Source organism: Paraburkholderia ginsengisoli NBRC 100965 (assembly GCF_000739735.1).
Lineage (GTDB): Bacteria > Pseudomonadota > Gammaproteobacteria > Burkholderiales > Burkholderiaceae > Paraburkholderia > Paraburkholderia ginsengisoli.
In genome coordinates this window covers 36,744-52,135 of the sequence record NZ_BBJF01000022.1, presented here as the reverse complement: position 1 = coordinate 52,135, position 15,392 = coordinate 36,744, and the positions used below count along the sequence as shown (strand labels likewise).

14 protein-coding genes and 1 tRNA gene are annotated in these 15,392 nt (G+C 60.5%); 8 read left to right on the top strand and 7 right to left on the bottom strand.

Going from position 1 to position 15,392, the window contains the following annotated elements; translation table 11 throughout:
- Positions 1-77: 77 nt before the first annotated feature.
- The 4 genes from rpoD (at position 78) to BGI01S_RS25195 (ending at position 5,592) form a co-directional block, all read left to right on the top strand.
- Positions 78-2,465, top strand: a complete 2,388-nt coding sequence (gene rpoD / locus BGI01S_RS25210; RefSeq protein ID WP_084585493.1) for an RNA polymerase sigma factor RpoD — start codon at positions 78-80, stop codon at positions 2,463-2,465.
- A 152-nt stretch (positions 2,466-2,617) separates the two neighbouring features.
- Positions 2,618-2,705, top strand: a tRNA-Ile gene (locus BGI01S_RS25205).
- Between the two features lie 469 nt (positions 2,706-3,174).
- Positions 3,175-3,399 (top strand): hypothetical protein, encoded by a 225-nt coding sequence (locus BGI01S_RS25200; RefSeq protein ID WP_042328910.1) that lies wholly within the window; start codon positions 3,175-3,177, stop codon positions 3,397-3,399.
- Between the two features lie 1,050 nt (positions 3,400-4,449).
- The gene (locus BGI01S_RS25195) at positions 4,450-5,592 is read left to right on the top strand and encodes a porin (RefSeq protein ID WP_042328908.1); all 1,143 of its coding nucleotides are present in this window, start codon (positions 4,450-4,452) and stop codon (positions 5,590-5,592) included.
- Positions 5,593-5,708: 116 nt separating this feature from the next.
- Here the strand turns inward: BGI01S_RS25195 and BGI01S_RS25190 are convergent, their stop codons facing one another.
- Positions 5,709-6,839, bottom strand: a complete 1,131-nt coding sequence (locus tag BGI01S_RS25190; RefSeq protein WP_084585497.1) for a porin — start codon at positions 6,837-6,839, stop codon at positions 5,709-5,711.
- A 285-nt stretch (positions 6,840-7,124) separates the two neighbouring features.
- Here BGI01S_RS25190 and BGI01S_RS25185 point away from each other — a divergent pair, with 285 nt between their 5' ends.
- Complete coding sequence (locus BGI01S_RS25185) at positions 7,125-7,478, top strand: transposase (protein WP_042328905.1); 354 nt, start codon at positions 7,125-7,127, stop codon at positions 7,476-7,478.
- Between the two features lie 111 nt (positions 7,479-7,589).
- Here BGI01S_RS25185 and BGI01S_RS25180 read toward each other — a convergent pair whose 3' ends face one another.
- Entirely contained in the window at positions 7,590-8,336 is a 747-nt protein-coding gene (locus BGI01S_RS25180) for a Crp/Fnr family transcriptional regulator (protein WP_042328903.1), read from the bottom strand.
- 158 nt (positions 8,337-8,494) lie between these two features.
- Here BGI01S_RS25180 and BGI01S_RS25175 point away from each other — a divergent pair, with 158 nt between their 5' ends.
- Positions 8,495-10,126: an acyl-CoA synthetase gene (locus tag BGI01S_RS25175; RefSeq protein WP_042328901.1), complete on the top strand. Its 1,632-nt coding sequence runs from the start codon at positions 8,495-8,497 to the stop codon at positions 10,124-10,126.
- A gap of 13 nt (positions 10,127-10,139) precedes the next feature.
- On the opposite strand, the gene BGI01S_RS25170 is transcribed toward BGI01S_RS25175, so the two are convergent.
- From BGI01S_RS25170 to BGI01S_RS25160, 3 genes are all read right to left on the bottom strand, one after another.
- Positions 10,140-10,364 carry a hypothetical protein gene (locus BGI01S_RS25170; RefSeq protein ID WP_042328899.1) on the bottom strand — a complete coding sequence of 75 codons (225 nt, stop codon included), beginning with the start codon at positions 10,362-10,364 and terminating at the stop codon, positions 10,140-10,142.
- A gap of 292 nt (positions 10,365-10,656) precedes the next feature.
- Positions 10,657-10,860, bottom strand: a complete 204-nt coding sequence (locus BGI01S_RS25165) for a cold-shock protein (protein WP_042328897.1) — start codon at positions 10,858-10,860, stop codon at positions 10,657-10,659.
- A gap of 317 nt (positions 10,861-11,177) precedes the next feature.
- Positions 11,178-11,813: a LysE family translocator gene (locus tag BGI01S_RS25160; protein WP_042328895.1), complete on the bottom strand. Its 636-nt coding sequence runs from the start codon at positions 11,811-11,813 to the stop codon at positions 11,178-11,180.
- 504 nt (positions 11,814-12,317) lie between these two features.
- On the opposite strand from BGI01S_RS25160, the gene BGI01S_RS25155 reads away from it, so the two are divergent.
- Together BGI01S_RS25155 and BGI01S_RS25150 are read left to right on the top strand one after the other, a co-directional pair.
- A complete protein-coding gene (locus tag BGI01S_RS25155) occupies positions 12,318-12,479 on the top strand; it encodes a DNA-binding protein (RefSeq protein ID WP_408638629.1) in 162 nt (53 codons plus the stop codon).
- 150 nt (positions 12,480-12,629) lie between these two features.
- Complete coding sequence (locus BGI01S_RS25150; RefSeq protein ID WP_042328892.1) at positions 12,630-13,853, top strand: serine hydrolase; 1,224 nt, start codon at positions 12,630-12,632, stop codon at positions 13,851-13,853.
- Between the two features lie 177 nt (positions 13,854-14,030).
- On the opposite strand, the gene pcaG is transcribed toward BGI01S_RS25150, so the two are convergent.
- Together pcaG and pcaH are read right to left on the bottom strand one after the other, a co-directional pair.
- Positions 14,031-14,618, bottom strand: coding sequence for a protocatechuate 3,4-dioxygenase subunit alpha (gene pcaG / locus BGI01S_RS25145; RefSeq protein ID WP_042328890.1), 588 nt, complete (start codon positions 14,616-14,618; stop codon positions 14,031-14,033).
- A gap of 3 nt (positions 14,619-14,621) precedes the next feature.
- Positions 14,622-15,326: a protocatechuate 3,4-dioxygenase subunit beta gene (gene pcaH / locus BGI01S_RS25140; protein ID WP_042328888.1), complete on the bottom strand. Its 705-nt coding sequence runs from the start codon at positions 15,324-15,326 to the stop codon at positions 14,622-14,624.
- Between the last annotated feature and the right edge of the window lie 66 nt (positions 15,327-15,392).

Below are 15,392 nucleotides of genomic sequence, written 5' to 3'. Positions count from 1 at the left end.
CCTTGGGTGGTATAATAAAAGGTTTCTAGCGGTTTGTTTTTCAAGGGTTTTCCTAGCAAAGGCGAAAAGGCGATGCGATGGCAAAGACTACAGGCGGAAATCAAGCGAACACGGGCACACGCTCCAAGGAGCCGACCAGAAAGGTCACCGAGGCCAGGTTAGTTTCTTCCGCCAGAAAAACGTCTGCTGTCAGTGTTGCACCGGCTGCCGGGAAGAAATCCTCGACTGGTTCGGCTGCGCGCGCTGATCCGGTCAGGGTGTCGAAAGCTGTGCCGGCTGCGAAGCGGCCGGGTGTCAGAAGCGCAAGGGAAGCGGCTGCCGCGCAGGACGATGCGGTAGTGCGCGAGACTTCAGGATCCACGGTTCTACCGGCTGTTGTCCACCAGCCGCGAGTCGAGACTACAGCCGGTACGGCGAACTCCATGACGAAAAAGCTGAACGAAGTACCCGTCGATGACGATGCAACCCAGACCGAAGAAACCCCTGCCGCCGCACCGGGCAAGGTGGAAAAGGTCAAGGCTCGTGACCGTCGCGCCAAGGAAAAGGCGCTGCTGAAGGATGCGTTCGCGTCGTCGCAGCCTGGCACGGTGGAGGAACTCGAAGAACGCCGCTCCAAACTGCGCGCGCTGATCAAGCTCGGCAAGGAGCGCGGCTTCCTCACCTACGCTGAAATCAACGACCACCTCCCGGACAACTTCACCGAAACCGAGGCGATCGAAGGCATCATCAGCACGTTCAACGACATGGGCGTGGCGGTCTACGAGCAGGCCCCGGACGCTGAAACGCTGCTGCTGAACGACAACGCGCCCGCCGCTTCGTCGGATGACGAAGTGGAAGAGGAAGCGGAAGTCGCGCTGTCCACCGTAGACTCCGAATTCGGCCGCACCACCGACCCGGTCCGCATGTACATGCGCGAGATGGGCACGGTCGAGCTGCTCACGCGTGAAGGCGAAATCGAGATCGCGAAGCGGATCGAAGACGGCCTGAAGCACATGGTGATAGCCATTTCCGCGTGCCCGACCACGATCGCCGACATCCTGGCGATGGCCGAGCGCGTCGCGAATGAAGAGATTCGTATCGACGAGCTGGTCGACGGTCTGATCGACGCCAACGCGGAAGACGCGGACGGCTTCTCCGCGCAGGAAGCGGAAGCGATCGAGAGCGAAGACGAGGAAGCTGAGGAAGAGGACGCCGAAGACGAGGAAGAAGACGACGGCACCGCGCAGGCCACCGCCAATGCGGCGCAGATGGAAGCGCTCAAGCGCGCGTCGCTCGAAAAATTCGCGATGATCAGCGAATGGTTCGACAAGATGCGTCGCGCGTTCGAGAAGGAAGGCTACAAATCCAAGTCGTACCTGAAAGCGCAGGAAACGATCCAGAACGAATTGATGACGATCCGCTTCACCGCGCGCACGGTCGAGCGTCTGTGCGACACGCTGCGCGCGCAGGTGGACGAGGTACGTCAGGTCGAGCGTCAGATTCTGCACACGGTGGTCGACAAGTGCGGCATGCCGCGTGCGGAATTCATCGCGCGGTTCCCGGGTAGCGAAACGGATCTGGAGTGGGCCGACAAGATCGTCGCCGAAGGTCATGCATATAGCGCGATCCTCACCCGTAACATCCCGGCGATCCGCGAACAGCAGCAACGTCTGCTGGATCTGCAGGCGCGTGTTGTGCTGCCGCTGAAGGACCTGAAGGAAACCAACCGTCAGATGGCGGCCGGCGAACTGAAGGCGCGTCAGGCGAAGCGCGAAATGACCGAGGCGAATCTGCGTCTCGTGATCTCGATTGCGAAGAAATACACGAACCGTGGTCTGCAATTCCTCGACCTGATTCAGGAAGGCAATATCGGCCTGATGAAGGCGGTCGACAAGTTCGAATATCGTCGCGGGTACAAGTTCTCCACGTATGCGACGTGGTGGATCCGCCAGGCCATTACGCGTTCGATCGCCGACCAGGCGCGCACGATCCGGATTCCGGTTCACATGATCGAAACGATCAACAAGATGAACCGCATCTCGCGGCAGATTCTGCAGGAAACCGGCCTCGAGCCCGATCCGGCGACGCTGGCCGAGAAGATGGAGATGCCGGAAGACAAGATCCGCAAAATCATGAAGATCGCGAAGGAGCCGATCTCGATGGAAACGCCGATCGGTGACGACGACGATTCGCATCTGGGCGACTTCATCGAAGATAACAACACGGTTGCGCCGGCCGATGCCGCGTTGCACGCCAGCATGCGCGATGTCGTGAAGGACGTGCTCGACTCGCTGACGCCGCGCGAAGCGAAGGTGCTGCGTATGCGTTTCGGCATCGAGATGAGCACCGACCACACGCTTGAAGAAGTCGGCAAGCAGTTCGACGTGACGCGTGAGCGGATCCGTCAGATCGAAGCGAAGGCGCTGCGCAAGCTGCGTCATCCGAGCCGGTCTGACAAGCTGAAGTCGTTCCTCGAGGGGAATTGATCGACGCGGGCGTTCGCATGCGGACGATCTAGCGGTTGAGGGGGCCTCCCGGCTGTTTCGCCCGAGCGAAGCGGTTGCGGAGGCCCCTTTTTCGTGTAGTATGTCGGCCAATCGACGAATAGGCCCGGCCTTCAAGACCGGGTCTTTTTCTTGGGCTGGACGCCGTGCTGGTTGCAGGCAGTGGACTCATAATCCACCGGAGAAATCCCACCGTGGGTTCGAATCCCACCCGGCCCACCAAAGCATGAAAAAGGGTTCCGAGTTTTCGGAACCCTTTTTGTTTTGCATGAAGTCGAGGTGTCCAGTGTGCAACGTCGCGGTGCTTGCGTGGTCTGATTCAACCGAATTGAAGGATTTCCGATTCGGCTGTTGTATGGCCAGTATTCGCCGCTGAACTGGCGAATTCGAAGGCGCCTCGTGGTTATTTTTGTCTCGCGTGTGCGGCGGTTTATTAATCGGCTGATTATGTGTAAAGCAATATCACCTTCCTTTTTGCGCGCCGCTGAATAACGCTCGTCATTGAAACCTGTGGGCTGGGTATCGTCACCACCGCGGTCTAGTCGCCGCCAAGCCTGAGCGGTCTGCCGCACAGACGCGTTTGCAGTGTGCCGGCAATCTTACCCATAGTCGGTCCGAACTTCGTTCCGCGGAGGTGGCACGTCATTTGCAGCAGGTCGGCTTCCACGCCATATCAATAACGAGAAACATCATGCGCTCCGACCACACCGCTACCGAATTGGCCCAGTCTCAACCACCGCTGGCACCGCTACCACCGCTAGCCATGCCGCTCGACGGCGCCGGGGACACCGGGTCGCGAAAGCAGGTTGGCGCGCTGGCGCGCGTCACCTTTTGCTTTGCCTGGCTGTTTGGTTTGGAGCCGTTCCTGACGGGACAGCCCGACGACCGGGCGCGCTCGCCGCTCGATCGCCACTAATCCCGATGGCGCGAGATGACCCTCGCACTGTGGGAAGGCTCACCCAGGGCGGGCGTTGAAAGTTTCGTTGTGATCTAAAGGCAATTTCTACAGTCCGCGTCGACAGCGGCGGGCACTGTATCGCGCTGCGCGATGTCCGAGAGTGGCGAGATTCGAGCGAGCAGGCCTATTGGAGAACTGCTCACGTCGCGCTGCTCCGAAATCAGGGGAACTCCGCGTGAAAAAGAGATCGGCTCGGCCGTTAAATTTAAGGAAGGCTGTTCGACGTTTGCCATCCGCTTTCAGCACGGACCGTGTTACGCGGCGGTCGGCGCCGCAATTCATCTCCGGGCAACGCCCGTGCTGAAGGCTTCTCCCTTTTGACGCACGCACGCTCGGCAGAGGCGCTGACGCGGAGGGGGCGTCGCCCCTCCGGGCGAGAAGGAAGAATCCGGGGGTTCCCAAGCGCCTGGCATCGCATCGCAAGGACGTAGTTGCGGCGTGCCGCATCAACTATTCACAAGCATTAATTCGAAACGCTGTGAAACGAATTAATCGTTCAGCAATAAAGTCGTCTAATTGGACGACCGACGCAGAGACAGCATTAACTCAATTAAGTTCCCGGCCTTTCAAAATAAATTTTCAGCGGCCTTCCAATGCGGCCACCCAATTGCCTTATTTTCGGGCATCGCATCGAAGTGAATCTTTAATCGTTCCGACCCGATTACGTCGAGCGTATTAAAACGTGTTGCATATGCACAACTTCGAATATTGAGAGGTTGTGAATTACTTATGGCTAGAGCAGCCATCTTCCGCGACGGAGATTGCGATAAATGCCTAAAAAACAACAACTTAATGCCGTCCGCTCAAGGATTGTTGCGGATTTTGAAAAATCCTGTTGTGTAAATTGCCCGCGCCGCTACTAGGGTGTCCCCCTACACTCACGCTTCGTTTGAAGGGTGCCCGGCCAATCGGAAGCGGTTTGGCCAACAGGGCGGCAGCACATGCGACCCATGCGCTGCTGAGGCAGGTCCCGCTCCCCGCGTAAATTTATCGAACTTGGAGTCCCACATGAAGAAGAGTCTCATCGTCGTTGCGGTTGCCGCATCGTTCGCATCCGTCGCTCACGCACAAAGCAGCGTGACCCTGTATGGTCTGTTGGACGCGGGCCTGACGTACACCAGCAACGTTGACCACAACTCCAAGTGGGCAGCAGGTAGCGGCGGCATCAACCAAAGCATGTTCGGCCTGCGTGGTTCGGAAGACCTGGGCAACGGTCTGAAGGCAATCTTCACGCTGGAAAGCGGCTTCGGCATCAACAACGGCCGCTTCGGTAACAACGGCGGCATGTTCAACCGTCAGGCATTCGTCGGTCTGTCGAGCTCGCAATTCGGTACGGTTACCCTGGGCCGTCAATACGACGCAGCTCAAGACTACCTGGCACCGCTGACCGCAACGGGCAGCTGGGGCGGCACGTACTTCGCGCACCCGTTCAACAACGACAACCTGAACACGAACGGCGGCCTGTCGGTCAACAACTCGATCAAGTACTCGAGCGCTAACTACGCTGGCTTCACGTTCGGCGGCACGTACGGCTTCTCGAACCAGGCTGGTGCATTCGCCAACAACCGCCAGTACAGCGTTGGTGCTGCATACCAGTGGCAAGGCCTGCATCTGGGCGCTGCTTACGCACAGCAGAACAACCCGGCTGGCAACACCACCGGCGCATCTGACGGCGTCGTGGCGAACACCGCAGGCCCGATCGACGGTCAGTTCCGTCAACGTCAATTCGGCGCAGCTGCTTCGTACGCATTCGGCCCGGCAACGGTCGGTGCTGCGTTCACGCAGTCGCGTATCGACAACCTGGTTGGCGCAGCAGCCGGCCAACGTCAAGGTCGTTCGAACAACTACGAAGTCAACGCCAAGTACAACGTGACCCCGGCTCTGGGCCTGGGCGTTGCATACACGTTCACCGACGCACGTGGCTACGGCGAAAACGCTGACGGCAACGACATGAAGACCCGTTACCACCAGATCGGCCTGCAAGCTGACTACTCGCTGTCGCGTCGTACGGACGTCTACGCTCAAGCCGTGTACCAGCACGCAATGGGCGACGGCGGTGTCGCTTCGATCTACAGCGGCGACAACACGGTTCCGACGTCGTCGTCGAAGAACCAGACGGCTGCTACGGTCGGTCTGCGTCACCGCTTCTAAGCTTCAGCAGAAGCTGGTTGCAGGACAAAAAGGTGCCGTTCGCGGCACCTTTTTTTATGCGCGCGGCAAGCTGAATGCCGCGCGCCTCGAGGTCCTCACGGACCTCGAGGCGCGATTTAGAAAATCGTGCGCAGACCGAGCGCAACGCCGGTCTGATTGCTGCGGCCCGGCAACTCGACTGACGCCGCGCCCGACACCTTGTCGAAATCGACCGTACCGTACACCTCGGTGCGCTTCGACAATGCATATTCAGCCAGTGCCACGAACGTATAGCGATAGCCGCTGCCCACCTGACCGTTGCCGATCGCCGCATTGGACATGTGGTCGTAGTACGCCGCGCCGGTCAGCGTGAGTGCGGGCGTGGCCTGCCACGCGAGCCCGGCGAACGGACCGTTGTCGATACGACCCGATCCCTTCACGATATCGACGCCCGGCACCAGTGTCTGCTGCGCGAGCGCGCTGTCGACGAAGCCGGTGTCGTCCTTCGAATGCAGATAGCCGACATACACCTTCGCCGAGCTGAATGCGTACACTGCATTGGCGTTGAAGATAGTCTGCTTGTGATTGCTGTTGTCGCTGTTCTGCTGCACGCCCGCCGCGACGCTCAGCGGCCCCGCCGCGTACGACAATGTGAAGCCGTACATATTGCCCGCGCCGAGATGGCCCGGGATCTGGCCGGAGAAGCCGTCCTCGCCCGTCGACTGCGAGTTGGTGCCGAACGAGTACATTGCGGCGAGAGTCAGCCCTTTGTACGTGCCCGTGTATTTGACCGCGTTGTCCGCGTAGAGCCCCGCGCCGAGCGCGCCGGGCAGCCAGGAATTCTCAGCGTAATTGCCGACTGTGAGCGGGTCGTAGGTATCGCCGAGCAGATCGAACAAGGGTGTCTTCTGACGGCCCAACGTGAGCGTGCCGTACGGGCTGCTCAGGCCCACGTACGCGTTGCGGTTGAAGATCCGCTGGCTGTCCGAGGCGGAGCCGTCCTGCAGATTGATACCGCTTTCCAGATCGAAGATCGCCTTCAGTCCGCTGCCGAGATCTTCCGAGCCGCGCAGACCCCAGCGGCTATTGGTGATCGCGCCGTTCGTCATGTACAGGCGGTTGTCGTTCTTCGCGTTGGAGTTCGTCAGATACCGCACGCTTACGTCGGCGACACCGTATAGCGTGATTGAACTTTGCGCGACGGCCTGTTCGGATGTCACGGCGAGGGCAGCCCCGCCTACGAGTGCGGCAGTTTTGAGGAGTCTTATTTGTCTCACTGGAATTCCTGCAGATGCGGTTATGGATTTTTAATTCAAACGCGGCGCGCGCAGTCAGCCTCGCGCCGGGCGCGCCGATGATAGACCACGGCCTTCGCCGCGCCATCGGCGCTTTGATGCAATAACGTATTGTGCTTTTTGGCAATTGCGCGGACGGGTCTGACAAGAATTAACTTTCGCGAATGCAGGCTTCGGTTAATCTCAAATTAACTGATCTCATAGACCCTAATTCGCGGCGACGCCAGCACGTGGGCGGCATGTGCGCGTTCTTACTGCATGAATACTCTCCCTGCGAACCTTCCGGATTATTGGCCGGCCTTTCAGGATCTGACCGACGAGCAGTGGCAAAGCATCGCGCCGCTGCTGCCTGAAATGCTGGACCACGGACCCCGTCGCGGGCGTCCGACGATCGATATTCGTCGGGTGCTGAACAGTGTGATGTGGGTGTTGCACACACGCGAGCCTTGGAGCGCGATGCCCGACCGGTACGTGGCGTATCAGACCGCGCATCGTTATTACCTGCGTTGGAAGCGCTCCGGCGTGCTAAGAGCCGTCGCTTTGGCGCTCTTCGAGACCGATGCGATTCTGGAGCGACGCATCGTGCGCAAGAGCAGTGTGCGTGAAGCTTAGATCGTTCAGGGCTGCGTCTCTTTGCGCGGCGATAAATGCAAGCCGTCACATGGGCAACCAGTGACGGTTTTTTTTTCCGGCCCGGTGTCCGCGAACTCCGCGCCGTTGCCGCTAGATCTGCTCCCGACCGAACGCGCTGAGGCGATCGAGATCCAGCACGTCGATCTGGTTGTACGAGAGGCGCAAGATCTGCAGCTTCTCGAGGTTCTGTAGCGCCTGATTGATCCGCTGCCGCGAGACGCCCGCCAGCAGGCCCACTTCTTCCTGTGAAATGGCGAGCGTGCGCCCCGCATCAGGGTAAAGATCCGGATTGAACAATTGAGCGAGCGATTGCGCGAGGCGCGCATCCACATCCAGCAGCCGGCTATTCTGAATCGACGCGATGAATTCGCCCATGCGGTTGTTCAACTGCCGGATCACGAAGCCGGTAAACGGCAGGCTGGACTCCAGTAGCGCATGGAACGTCGCGGACGGCACGAACATGACGAGCGACGGCTGGATCGCCGCCACGTCGTACTTGCGCAGTTCCCGCTTGATCACGCTACCTTCGCCGAACCAGCCGCCGGGCGGCACGCCCGACAGCGTGCAACTGCGCCCGGAAGCGTTGTAGATTGCGAGCTTGATGAGTCCGGAATGCACGCCGATCCAGTAATCCGACGGCTCCTGACGGCGCGCGATCCACGCGCCGCCTTCCAGATGCTCGGCGTGCGCGGTGGCGAGGACCAGCACCTGATGCTCGGCGGCAAGCGCCCGAAACCACGCGCAGGTGGCAAACAGCCGCGCCAGGTCGGCGCGCGCCAGCCGCTCGGGCCGGTTCGGGCGGGCGTCTGCGAGGGCGGGGAACGTGGCGTCGTTCATAAGCGGCTTAAGAGCGGGTCCTGCTGAAGTGGGTTCGGGAAAGCCACAGCCGGACTACTCTGTCATTTGAATGACAGACAGTTCACCATGGCACTTGCTAGGCTAGCTTACCAATCAGAAGAATTAGCGGCGCCACCCGCGCCTCAGGAGACGATGCAATGAAGCACATGTTCGAAGAAGGTCTTGAGCAGCGCGAGGCCAATTATGTCCCGCTGACGCCCATCGATTTCATCGTGCGCGCAGCGGAAGTCTACGGGGACCGGCCGGCGGTCGTCCATGGGGAGATTCGCCGCAGTTGGCGCGAGACCTACGAGCGCGCGCGGCGACTCGCCAGCGCGCTACGGCAGGCCGGTATCGAACGCGGCGATACGGTCGCCGCCTTGCTGCCCAACATTCCGCCGATGGTGGAGGCGCACTTTGGCGTGCCGATGGCCGGCGCCGTGCTCAACACGCTCAATACGCGGCTCGACGTGTCGTCGCTGCTGTTCATGCTGCGGCATGGCGAGGCCAAGGCGCTGATCGTCGACACCGAGTACGGCGAACTCGCGCGCCGCGCTACGCTGGAATTCCCGGCATTGCGCGTGATCAGCGTCGCCGATGCGATGCCCGCCGACGCCGCGCAATTCACCCGCGCGACGGACTACGAAGCGTTCCTGCAATCCGGCGACCCGGCTTTCGCGTGGACCCAGCCCGCCGACGAATGGGACGCCATCGCGCTGAACTACACGTCGGGCACGACCGGCGATCCGAAGGGCGTGGTCTACCATCACCGTGGCGCGTACCTGAACGCGCTTAGCAATATCCTCGAATGGGACATGCCGAAGCACGCGGTCTATCTGTGGACGCTGCCTATGTTCCACTGCAACGGCTGGTGCTTCCCGTGGACCGTCGCCGCGCGCGCGGGCGTCAACGTCTGCCTGCGCAAATTCGACGCGAAGACGGTGTTCGAGCTGATTCGCCACGAGGGCATCACCCATTATTGCGGCGCGCCGATCGTGCAGAGTGCGCTCGCCAACGCGCCAGCCGAATGGCGCGAGGGCATCACGCATCGCGTGTCGACAATGGTGGCGGGCGCGGCGCCCGCGCCGGCGGTGATCGCGAAGATGAAGGAGATCGGCTTCGACCTGACGCACGTGTACGGGCTGACCGAAACCTACGGGCCGGCCGCGGTCTGTGCGAAGCAGGACGCGTGGGAGACGCTCGACGATAGCGCCCGCGCCGAACTGAACGCGCGCCAAGGCGTGCGCTATCACTTGCAGGCGGCGGTGACCGTGCTCGATCCGGACACGCTCGAACCGGTGCCCGGCGACGGTGAAACGATCGGCGAGATCATGTTTCGCGGCAATATCTGCATGAAGGGCTATCTGAAGAACGAGCGCGCGACCGAAGCGACGTTCCGCGGCGGCTGGTTCCATACCGGCGATCTCGGGGTGCGGATGCCCGACGGCTATATCCGCATTCGCGATCGCAGCAAGGACATCATCATTTCAGGCGGGGAGAATATCTCGAGCATCGAGGTCGAGGACACGCTGTACCGCCACCCGGCGGTATCGGTTGCCGCCGTGGTGGCGATGGCCGATCCGAAGTGGGGAGAGGTGCCGTGCGCCTTCGTCGAGCTCAAGGAGGGCGCTCAGGTGACCGAGGAGGAGATCATCGCGCACTGCCGGTTGTTTCTCGCCAGCTACAAGCTGCCGAAAGCAGTGCGCTTCGGCGAGTTGCCGAAAACATCGACGGGGAAAATCCAGAAGTTCGAATTGCGCGCGCGGGTCAAGGCGGAGACCGGCGAATAGCGCGATCGCGCGGTCAGCCGCGCGTGTCGACCCAATGATGTGCCCAGCGTGCCGAGTGCTGCAAAGCCTGTTCTTCGTTCGTGAAATAGTCGAGCGAATAGAACTGGTAGCGCCCTTCGGTACGCGCGCTGTCGGCACGTTCGAGCAACAGGTTGGATGAAAAGCTACCGTCGGGCAAACGATGCGCCGAGGGTTGGACGGCATAGCCGTTGTAATGATGAATATGTTGGTTTTGCATTTTATATTTTAATAATGTTCGAGTGCGCGCCGGCCGTACGAACCCGAAAGACGAGTTGCGCGGACGAGCCGATTCGAAGCCATTGCGGGCCGAATTCTGACGCAGTCGGAGAAGCGAAAAAAGGGCGTTGAAGCCGGAGGGGAGAATGAGGGGCAACGAGGCGTTTGGCGCTTAGGCAAGCCGCTTGATAAACGCAGCTAAAAAAGCGATCGCGCCAACTGTGGGAGACAAATGCTCCGCGAGGGTGTCGCTGCAGCCCGATGTCCGTTGCCGGACACCGAGCCCTTCAAACTTACAGCGGCGTGATGTTAGCCGCTTGCAGACCCTTCGGGCCTTGCTTCGTTTCGAAGCTCACCTTCTGATTTTCAGCCAGCGTCTTGAAGCCGTCGCTGCGAATTTCCGAGAAGTGCGCGAACAGGTCGTCGCCGCCCTTGTCCGGGGTGATGAAGCCAAAGCCTTTGCTGTCGTTGAACCACTTAACGATACCGGTATCCATAACGAATCCTTGGGAAAAAATAAAAAAATTTGCTCTGGTGAAGAGCGCGTGAAGCGTCAAGGAGGGAGAGGACAACGAATACCGCTGAGGAGCGAGACATTGATGAACAGCAATCGAACTTCTTGAACTTCGGGTGCCACATTAACCGCCGAGGCATATCGGCGTCAACACATAACTTGTAACTGTTTTGGTGGAAGAGGGAAATTGCTAGCGAGGGGCGGCTGGCGGCAAGGTCCTGCTGCGTCCCCGTCATGCCGCGTCGATCGAGGCGGCATGACGGTTCGAGCCATTAGCGTAGCAGCGCGACGAAGGCCTCGTCAGATGCCGACCTTATGTGCGTTCAGAATCAGGCGCAGTCCGAGCGCGGCCACGGCACTCGCGGCGACACGATCGATCCAGGCCTTCCACTGCAAATAGACTTCGCGCGGTCGCTTGCTGGAAAAGCACAGCGCGACGATCGTGTACCAGCCGGCCTCGATCGCGAAGATCGCGGGCGGCAGCGCGAAGTAGCACCACAGAGGCGGATGCTGCGGCAGCAGCGCCGCGAAAATACTGCCGTAGTAGACGGCCGTTTTCGGATTGCTGAGTTGCGTGCTCAGGCCGATCCAGAAAGATTTCCGCGGATTGGTGGAGGCGGCTTGCGCCGCGTCGAACGCGAGCGGTTTAGCCGCGCCGCGCCAGATTTTCGACGCGAGGTAGATCAGATAGACGCCACCGGCGACCTTCAGGCCGACATAGAGCCATTCGACAGTGGCCAGCAACGTGTAGAGGCCGAGCAACGCAATGCCGCTGAAAAACACGCCGCCGATACCCATGCCGAGCGCCGTCGCGAGACCGTCGCTGCGCGACAGCCCGATCGCATTGCGAGCGACGATGACGAAGCTCGGCCCCGGGCTCATGGCGCCGAGCAGCAGCGCGGCCAAAATCGTGAGGATGGCGGTTGAGGCGGGCATGGTCGGGTCTCCTGTGCGCGGTATTAATCGGTGAAACATAGCACGACACGCGTTGGTTGGTCTCTGGCGAGCTTGTATTTCGGCCTCGGCAGACAGCTCGATACAAGACTAGGAAAAGAAATGCGCGGTACGCGTATAAGTCCTTCGTCGCGGCAAGCCAGATAAATCGGATGCTGGAATCGGCTTCAATACGCTGACGCTCCTTCCTTCACAACACTGGAGCGACACACGGGCGCAATTCGAACCGTTCACCGAAAAATTCTCTTTCATCCAGGATTTAAAGGCATGACTTCCCGATGTGGCTTTCACGCATCGGGACAATTGTCGTGGATTCGAATTGCACTCTGTTCATCTGAATCACGCATTGGCTCGCGTTGTTTCGCGGAGTGTGTATCTGTTTAACGCGAGCATGGTTAGCAGCGACATCGGTACGTTATGAAAGAGCGAGAAGAACAACGCCTGATCGCCCGGATACGCCGGTGCATAGACGAATACAGCATTGCGATGGAAGCGCTCGCCGACTCGCTCGAAGCCGACGCGAACGCAGTTCTGCCGGTGAAGTATAGCGATGCCTATCGCCGTACATGGGACGGTCACGGCGACAAACCGGACTGGCGCGCACGCGCGATTTACGCCGGACAGAACATCGATCACTTCCGCTGCTAACCGCTTTTTGATGCGCGCGTGCCGTCTATCCAGTGGACAGTGTGTGCCTTGGCCGTTGATAGCATGTGCGATCTGCCTTAACATCGGCGGGTCGTTGCCGCTTCCGTGACCTTTCCATTCGGACTCACGCGGCACAGAACTGGAAGCTGCATGCCGTACGGTCGTCGAACATTTTCATCTGCACTCCCTGCTTATCCTTTTCTTGCGTGTCTGCGCTATGCCGTGGTGTTCGGCCTGCTGTGGCTGAATATCGGCTGGTCGTTCGGCGCGGCCCATGAGCCCGCAAGGTATTCGGCCGCCCGCGTGAACCGACGAGTTACGCCGTCCGCGCCGCACACGTCCATAGCGAAAAAGCCGGCCACCGGCAAAGCCCGGCGCCGCGTCGCACGCAAACGCAAGCACATGGCGTGCGTCGAGCGGCCCATGCATTTCAGCAAGCTCTCATCCAGACATCGCAGGCAGGCTGCACGCAACGCGAAAGACAATACGAAAGCGAGAGTGCCACGAGACGCGAAGCGTTCCCCCATGTTGGCGACGCAGCGCAACGCCGGACACTCGCCGGCGTTGCGCGCGTCCGCGCACGCCGGGCCGCGTCTGTTGGCTCGCTGTGGCTATACGCCCAGATCACGCGCACTGCTTCGTGCGAGGGCCGTGTATGTCGTCGATGAACGCACGCACACGGTACTCACCGAAAAGCAGGCCGACCAGGTGATGCCAATTGCTTCGGTATCCAAACTGATGACCGCGGTCGTATCGCTCGATGCAAAGCACGCACTAAACAAGCCGCTTGACGTCACGGTGCAGGATCAGGATTTCGACAAGTTCACCGGCTCGCGTTTGAGCGTCGGCTCGCGACTGTCGCGCGACGACATGCTGCACATTGCGCTGATGTCGTCGGAGAACCGGGCGGCCGCCGCGCTCAGCCGCGACTACACCGGTGGCCGGCCAGGTTTTGTCGCTGCGATGAACGCGAAGGCGCGCGCGCTCGGCATGTCGCATACGTCGTTCGTCAACGGCACGGGTTTGTCGCCGCAGAACGTGTCGACTGCGCGGGACTTGTCGCGGCTCGTCGAGGCAGCCAGCCGCTATCCGCTGATTCGCGCTTATTCAACGGATCGCGCACAAATCGTTTTCCCTGGCGACGGCCGGGCCCAACTGAGTTATCACAACTCGAATGCGCTGGTGAGAGGCGGCGACCGCTCGATCGTTCTGCAGAAGACGGGTTTCATCAACGAGGCGGGACATTGCGTCGTCGTGCGGATGATGGTGCACGGCCGGCCTGTCGATACCATCGTGCTGGGCGCGCCCGGTCCGCACGATCACATGGCCGACGTGGCCAGAATCAGCCGCTGGCTGCACTGCTCGCTGAAGTGAACCGCTCTTCAGCGGCCACGAAATAAGCAAAAAAAAGCCCGCGCGAGGCGGGCTCAACTACCTGGAGTTTCGCGATCCAGTCGCTAGACGGATCATGCGCAGTGTATGTGAAAGCTATATGAAAGTGTTAAACATGCGCTTCACAGCCGGCTTCCACAGCTTGCTTCGCATCCAGCATCACAGGTCGAAAAACACCGTTTCCTTGTCGCCCTGAACGTGGATGTCGAAGCGGTACACGTTCGCGCTATTCGGCTCGCGACGCGCGATCAGCGTGCCACGGCGATCGGCCGGCACGGTTGCCAGCACGGCATCGCTGTCATTCGCCTGCGCTTCGTCTTCGAAATAGATGCGCGTGAAGGTGTGCAGCAGCATGCCGCGCATCGTCAGGATCACGTTCACGTGCGGCGCTTCATCTGGGCTCGCGCGCCCCGGCTTGACCGTTTCCACGATAAAGCGCTTGTGCGGGTCCGTGCCGGTGCCGACGCGCGCAAAGCCGTGAAAGCCGGTCTTGAGGATTTCCTCGCGCGACTCCGGATAGCGGCCATTCGAGTCCACTTGCGACATCTCGACCATGGCATCGCCGACCACCTTGCCGTCGCCGTCGAACACCTGACCGACGATCGTGATGTGCTCGCCGGCCGCTTCGCGGTCGGCCAGAACGTGCGTGAACAGGCTCTTGTAGTCGAAGTCGTATTGCTGCGGGCACAGACCGTAGGCGAAGTAAGGTCCAACGGTTTGCGAAGGCGTTTGCTTCAGAGTGGTCATGGCTTAGCGCTCCATCGGGGTTTCGTTGGGGCCGCGCAGCACGATGTCGAAATCGTAGCCGAGTGCATAGGCCTCTTGCGTCGTGTCGAGCGAGAAGCTCGAGATCATGCGTTCGCGTGCATGCTCCGGCGTGCCTTGGTAAATCGGGTCGAAGGCAAGCAGTGGGTCGCCGGGGAAGTACATCTGCGTAACGAGACGCGAGCCGAAGTGGTCGCCGAACAGCGAGAAGTGGATGTGCTGCGGACGCCAGGCGTTCGGGTGATTGCCCCACGGATACGCGCCCGGCTTGATCGTCAGGAAACGGTAGCGGCCTTCGTTGTCGGTGATGCAGCGACCTGCGCCGAGGAAGTTCGGGTCGAGCGGCGCGTCGTGCTGGTCGGCCTTGTGCACATAGCGGCCGGCGGCGTTGGCCTGCCAAATTTCGACCAGCGTATTGCGCACCGGACGGCCGCCTTCGTCGAGCACCCGGCCTGTCACGACGATGCGCTCGCCGAGCGGCTCGCCGTTGCGCGCCGCGTTGCGCGTCAGATCGTGATCGAGCGCGCCGAGGTCTTCCGTACCGTAGACCGGCACGCGCTGGTCGCGCAGTTTTTCCTTCAGCGGGATCAGCGGACGCGTCGGGCCGCGTTTGACCGAGGAACCGTAACCGGGATAGACGTACGACGGGTGGGACGCGAAGTCCCGCGGGGTAAGAAGGGAATCTTCCATCAGTGTCTCCTTCGAGGAATTGTGGGGTGCGACGTTATGAAGCGACTTTATCTAACCGAAGCGGTT